3 protein-coding genes are annotated in these 6,252 nt (G+C 45.9%); all 3 read right to left on the reverse strand.

Annotated elements, in window-relative coordinates; translation table 11 throughout:
- Window positions 1–2 precede the first annotated feature (2 nt).
- Window positions 3–1,271, reverse strand: a complete 1,269-nt coding sequence (locus G7B20_RS16900; RefSeq protein WP_164112598.1) for a TlpA family protein disulfide reductase — start codon at window positions 1,269–1,271, stop codon at window positions 3–5.
- Window positions 1,272–1,276: 5 nt separating this feature from the next.
- Window positions 1,277–2,674: a RagB/SusD family nutrient uptake outer membrane protein gene (locus G7B20_RS16905; protein ID WP_164112599.1), complete on the reverse strand. Its 1,398-nt coding sequence runs from the start codon at window positions 2,672–2,674 to the stop codon at window positions 1,277–1,279.
- A gap of 5 nt (window positions 2,675–2,679) precedes the next feature.
- Window positions 2,680–6,252: SusC/RagA family TonB-linked outer membrane protein (locus tag G7B20_RS16910; protein ID WP_164112600.1), on the reverse strand; the 3,573-nt coding region annotated here is incomplete at its 5' end.

Below are 6,252 nucleotides of genomic sequence, written 5' to 3' on the forward strand. Positions count from 1 at the left end.
CTTTATCGCACATGTAGTCTTTCAATCCTGCGCTTCTCCGGTACCAGCACAACACCTAGTTTTTCCAACTCTTGGATTAACGCGTTCACTTCCTTTGTCTTGTCCAACGTAACCCCTATTTCCACGCTGTACAAACTTTCGGTATCAGCGACTATAACATGTTCCGAAATATTACCGAGAAATGAAACCAGATCAGCTATTGTTCGCAGCGAAACTTGAGATTCAAGGGGTATCCCGCCCATTTCATGTTTCTCAGGCGTGCTGTATTTTAACACCCATACATCCGATTCCTCAAAAACCCTGCTGACTTTATGCCCGATCGCTAACTCAAACATGTTCAAGGCAGCGTTTCGCATTTCAACAGGGTCTACTTTCTTGTCGTATACCATCTGTATGGTGCGTCTGGTATTTTCGTACGTGTAGACTTTTTCTTCATAGGTCAAATTATCAGCACGTGTAAACAAACTCGGAAACTCTTTTTTGAAACTATCACTAAAGGTTATTCTTTTGTTTCGGTTGTCCTTAAAAAGCAGAACTGTAAATGGGTCGTCGGTACTGTACAATAATAATTTAATCAGATCGATGACAGTTCTGTTTTTGTACTCCGATGTACATAGCGTAGTATCTTCTAATCCGTTGGATTCATTTATAGAATTTGTCAAATTATAAGGAAGTACCGATACCTTTAACAAAGGCCCTTTACGTGCTCTAACCTTATTTTTTAATTTGTTTTGCATTACCTCTCCTTTTACCGTTGCTGATCGGTCCAGCAAACTATAGTCTTCAGACAAAACCAACGCTATGACTTCCTCATTTACCGCTGTGCCGTAAGTAGAGGCTAAAAATTGCCCATTGGCATTTAACCAGACCGCCGTCGGGTACCCTTTAACAGCGAATTTCTGCGCCAGTGCCGTGTCTGAATACACTGTAGAAAGTTTAATGTCATACGGACCTCCTCGCTGTCTGGCATACACCTTTTTCACCTGTTCATACGAATCTTTGGTAACCGGAATAATTTCAATCTGATCGGCATATTTTTGATTCAAGGCATGTAGCTTAGGCATCTGCCGAATACAAGAAGCACAGGACCGATTCCAGAAATCCAATAGAATAAGCTTACCCTTATATTCGTCCAATGCCAAGCTATCCAGGCTTCCGTCTTCATGCATAACGGGACGATATTGTTTTAGCGCTATGTAATCCGGATTTTGTCCGTATGCAGGAATATAATTAATAAACAGAAAAACCACTAAAAACTTAATATTATCCATCACATCTATTTAATAAGTGCAGGATTCAAGTCTGTCACTGCATCAGGCACGGGGAATACATAACGTGCATCATCGGGCGGTAATTCCAGTTGCTCGGATCCAATTTTTCTTTTCAGTGTTTTTGCATATTCAGGATCAAGATTTAGTCTTTTGAGATCCATCCAACGGAGGCCACGCCATACCAACTGCTTTCTTCGCTCGCGCAATATCAGCCGGATTGCCTCTTTGCGATCCGTTATATCATAGGGGACAAAGGTCGACAGGCCATTCACCTTGCGGTACCTTTTCTCTAAAAGCCTGTTAAGGTCCGACATTGCGCGATCAACTTTTCCCATCCGTGCAGAGGTCTCTGCCCTATTGAAATATAGTTCATCGTTTGCTAGACCTGCGAAGACATAAGTTGCGCCGTCATAATTACCATAAAAAATATAGCCTACATCAGCTGCCTTTTTAAAGAACAGCACTTTTCTCAAGTCATTCTCCATATAGCTTTCGTATAGCACACTATCTATTCGCATTTGGGTCGAATAGGAAGTTCGCATCGTACAATTAAAAATCACTTCCGCATTAAATCTGGGGAATGGATATTTAGCAGATGTTGCGTAGTCATTATAATCGAGCAATTCGCCATTGGCCTCCAGGGCCAGACCGGCAAAATAATTGCTTTTTTCATAGTTGGACATCCAGAGGTAGATACGGGACAGCAGCGCCCAGCATGATCTCTTAGAAGGCCGCGTCTTGTAAAGGGGTTCTAAAGGCAATAAATCTATAGCTTCCTCCAGGTCGTGGATTACCTTGGCGTAACATTCTTCTACGGTTGAAAATCTAAGTTTTTCCGAAAAATCGGTCCCCGTTCGCAGCGGGATCGCAGGACTGTTATTACCTGTTGCCGGATCGTATACCGGCGCGAACATATGCAGCAGCATGGCGTACAGGTGCGAGCGGTTGAAAAGAGCCATGCCCTTTATCATCTTCCAGTCGGCCTGGTTATCTGCATTTATCGCTATTTTTTCTAACCCGGACAATACGACATTGCAATTCAAAATAATTGCGTATGGCCTACTCCATTCTTGCATATCTGTAGCGGGGTACGGATTTGGCGACCACGAATAAACCGCTCTATGTATCTCCTTTAAGTTGTTTACATAGCGGTTGTGGGGTACCCAGATATTATCCGAAGCCCATTCCGTCACAGCCGGGTACAGCGGGCTGGAGCCAAAGCCACCGGCACCGTTCATGCTCGCATCATTATCCATCATCCCCATATAATGGGCCAGTGTAGCGGGTACTGCCATGGATTCGTCCGGTTTAGCATCTAAGAAATCCACCTTACTACAGCCTGCTGCAGCCACTCCCCATAAAACCATGAGGATATAGCTATGTATATTCTTTAAATTCATCATGACGCTTATATTGTAAAATTCAAACCTAGAGACCACTGTATACCATTTCTCAAACTTTGCGTGTCGTATGGATCCATACCGGCTTTGTTGCGAAGCCATACCAGCGGAATATTCTGTACAAAGAGAAAGGCATCGATCTGCTTAAATGTGCTTCCAAAGACAGACCTTGCAGGAGCCGTGTAATTCAGTTTAATATTCTCTAGGCGCAGATGATCACCACGTAATACATTGATCGAGGCATATTGATATAACCGGTCGCGTGATGCGTTGTAGGGGTATTCCCTAGATGGCACATCGGTCCACTTCTCGTCGCCCGGTTGTTGCCAACGGTCGGCATACTCGCCATGTCCATTCCAGGAGGAAAACAGTGTTGCATAGCTTAACGAAGGCCTTCTAAAGTAGTAACCACCTTTATAGCTAAGCATAAACCTTAACGCTATATTCTGATAGCTAATTACATTGTTTATAGAGCCATATACTGTAGGCTGTACGGAGCCATGATACAGCATATCCTCTAGTGGGGTATTGGCGTAAATATTATTGTAGTCCTTACTAAGTGTGCCATTCAGCATACCTTGTGGCCCGCCATCAACGGGATCCAGCCCTATCCAGGGAAAGCTGTACATTCCAAAAACAGGCCTGTCCACGACCGGGTCTATCGTATTGCCGACCCGTACAACATAGGCATTGCCTTTGGTACTTGCAGGCATAAAATATTTAGTCACCTTTGGGCTGCTGTATCCTGCTATAAGCGTTGTCGTCCATTTGCATGTTCGATCCATCAATTTTGCAGTGAGGCTCAGATCAAATCCCTTGGCATGCATTTCGCCTACATTGCCCCAGGATCGATTTCTACCAAGGGTAGGATCGATAGCTGCTTCTCCCATTACATCCTCAGACAGTTTATCAAAATAGGCTATTGTGCCGGATAGTTTGTTGCCCACCACAGCAAAGTCTACACCTAGGTTCAAGGTATTCACCTTTTCCCAGCGCAGGTCGGGATTAGGCATCTGCGTGAGCGAGGCCGTCGGCAGCGGTGTGGTGTAAGCACTGTTTGCCAGCTGGATAACGGGCAATGCTGACGCATTTCTTGAAATATTTCCGGATTTGCCATAGGTCGCACGGAGTGAAAGTGCAGGGATCCAATCGAGCTGGTAAAAGGGTTCTTCAGAGATCTTCCAGCGGAGGCCCGAAGACCATAAGGGCGTTCCTTTTTGGTTGGTATTGACGCCGAAGAGATTTGCTTCGTCCTTCCGTATACTGAATGACACGATGTAGCGATTCAAAAAGCTATACGAACCGTTAAAGTACACCGACAGGAAGTTGTCGGTAAACTTTCCAATTCCTTTGGCCGGTGGAATTCGCTGTTTCATGAACGAATTATTATACAGCACATACTCCGTCATATAATCCACGGTAGGATTGATGCCGTAAAACTCTTCGCTATAGCCATAAAGCCTGTCTATACTTGTTTTATTTATACGGCTACGTATTTCCCATCCTGCCATCAAGGAAAGGTCATGTGCCGTAGCCCATCGTTTATTCCAGTCCCCCTGCAGACGTCCCTGATGCACCCGGGCGCGACCTGCATTTGTGTCCCATATGCCCCCCTTGGGTACGGGAAACGTAAATTTGCCATTGGTGCCCAGCTGCGCAAAGGAATTGACATAGGCCCTGACATAATAGGAGTCGGCCATACGTATATTTGACAATAGCGAGGTCTGGTCTTCAAACTGGTATTGAACGGACAGGTTTAGATCGGGCAAAGGCGCAAACCTGATCCCTGTGTTCAGTAAAAAATCGCCTACATCATTCCTGGCTTTAATTTTTTCAATTTCATCGATGGGACGGTACGACCAATCTAAGCCCTTAGCTTGTTGTGCAGTGACATAAGCCTCGTTATTATCCAGGTACAGGTACGCGGGTGATCCATCCGTATTCCTCAGCTGCGCATACGGATAAAGGCTTTTGCCACCACCTGTTGAAAACGGTGCATAGCCCTTTAAATTAAATCCGCCGTTAATACCGTTGTACTGGGATGAATTCGTGTACGACAGGGAGTTATTCAGCCAGATGTTGTTTGCAAGCTGTGTTTCCAAATTAACCCTAAGGTTTAACCTTTTGTCGCCCTGCCCAATCAGTAAATTCCGATTTTGATCATAGCCCGCAGAGAAGATATAACGTGCTCTGTCTGTCTGCTGCCCGACCTGTACGCCATATTGCTGCTTAAAACCGCGCTGGTACAGGTCTCTTAAGATATCTTTGCGCACATCATTGTCTTTCCACTGTGCAATCTGTCTTTCGACGTCTGCCGATGATAGTATTTTATCTCTTTCTTTGCGCAACAGCTCGACCACGGGTGTAAATGGTGGATGACCATTGTTCATGCTGTCGAAAAACTCATCCGTGGTGTAATGTCCCTTTTCAAACAACCATTTTTCCAATTCGATGTAGTCGGCACTCGATACCTGCGAAATATGGCGATAACTGGGTTTCTGGGACAGACTGATTATTGAATTGACCGCTATCGATGGATTTTTAGACTTGCCTTGTTTGGTCGTAATGACGATGACGCCGTTTCCGGCCCGTGCGCCCCAGATCGAAGCGGCCGCGGCATCCTTGAGCACGGTGACCGATTCGATATCGTTGGGATTGATATTGCCTATCTCACCATCGTAGGGGAAGCCATCCAGTACAATCAGCGGTTGTACATCAGCATAAATGCTGGAGCGGCCGCGAATCAGGAATTTGTCCGGCGCCCCTTCGTTCCTGTCGACAAGCAGGCCGGGCACCTGTAGCTCGATGCGGTCGATGATATTTCCACTGATCGTTTGGTTCAGGGCTTCGTTGTTTACGAACTCAAAACTCCCTGTAGCACGCTCTTTGGGTATCTTCTGATAGCCTGTCGAGACCACCTCGACTTCTTCTATTTCCTTGCTGCCCCCCTGCAGCTGTATCTTTAAAAAAGTAGTTGTATTATCATAAGCAACGCTTTGCTCTTTATAGCCTATATGTTTGATTAATAATGACCCATGTGTTTTATCTACAGCGATGCTAAATGTACCTTTTGCATCTGTACGTACGGTGTTTTTGCCGTTCGTGACCGTCGCCCCTTCGATGATCGACCCATCGGCAGCCGAGCGTACCTCACCTTGGAGTACCGACCCCGGCTGCGTCTGAGCGACCGCCCCGCTTGTGGCGGGACTACTAAACACAACACAAAATATTATTAAACAAGCGGATAGCCTTTGGCTGATAGCTCCCGGGAGCCACGGCCCTCTTTGTTCGTCCCCTCGGCCGTAGTGGAGAGGTCGCTCGCCTACTGGCACCAGCTTTGTCTTTGCAGATACCCCACTTGCCATAGGCCCTCGGCCATACGTTCTTTGTTTAAGCCGTTTTAAGCTTCTCTCCTGCATTATTTTATTACCGACGATCATAGACTCCACTTTGCTCCCGAAAGCCCTACAGCGCGCTCGAAAACCTCTTGAAATCAATCGGTCCACATATAGGTCATCTATGGGGTTGATGTCCGTGCGAGTGGGAGGAACGACAACGAAGCAACCGATCTCTCTTCCAGC

Source organism: Sphingobacterium sp. xlx-96, assembly GCF_011007365.1.
Lineage (GTDB): Bacteria > Bacteroidota > Bacteroidia > Sphingobacteriales > Sphingobacteriaceae > Sphingobacterium > Sphingobacterium luzhongxinii.